This is a genomic window from Pseudoalteromonas luteoviolacea CPMOR-1 (genome assembly GCF_001625685.1).
In the GTDB taxonomy this organism is placed as follows: Bacteria; Pseudomonadota; Gammaproteobacteria; order Enterobacterales; family Alteromonadaceae; genus Pseudoalteromonas; species Pseudoalteromonas luteoviolacea_K.
The window spans coordinates 1-504 of record NZ_AUYC01000005.1 but is presented as its reverse complement, the minus strand read 5'-3'; the positions used below and the strand labels follow the sequence as shown (position 1 = coordinate 504).

Here is a 504-nt window from a genome sequence, read left to right as displayed (position 1 = left end):
CGGCAAATTTTATTGGGTTGATTTTTGCCCGCGAAGCGGGATTGCAAAAAGCGACACAGTAAAATTTTTCCACTTATAATTGCCTTGTTAGGCATAGGCCGCCTCGTACTCTTTTTCAGATAGTTCAATGAGCTGCCAATTAAACCTTGTCGTAACCATTGTGAGTGACATACTGCCGTATAGATGCACCTTCCAAACAGGATCTTTATCGTTTAATCCATCCATTCTATGTTGAACAGCAGGCGTTACTTTACTTTTGATTGTTTCCTTAACGCTTGCTTCTAAAACCATAAACAGATCATTATTTAATGAATCGTCATCGAACTCTGCATCCATGTGCACCACTTGGCCACACTCAAATACTACTTTCCAGAATTTATCGTTTACTGTGCCTTGGACCAATATATTCAGAGTAACTTTCGGATAAGCACTTAAGTCAATACTCATATCAGCATTATCTAAAAGAGATTCACAGACTTCTTGTAGTTCCATACTCTAGATGCC

1 protein-coding gene is annotated in these 504 nt (G+C 38.9%); it reads right to left on the bottom strand.

All coding sequences use genetic code 11. The features are described 5' to 3' along the window. Window positions 1–87: 87 nt before the first annotated feature. Window positions 88–492, bottom strand: a complete 405-nt coding sequence (locus tag N473_RS01065) for a hypothetical protein (protein ID WP_063366371.1) — start codon at window positions 490–492, stop codon at window positions 88–90. Window positions 493–504 lie beyond the last annotated feature (12 nt).

Excerpts from the sequence above, each read along its gene's own strand:
- N473_RS01065 (WP_063366371.1), bottom strand. The coding sequence starts at position 492 with ATGGAACTACAAGAAGTCTGTGAATCTCTTTTAGATAATGCTGATATG.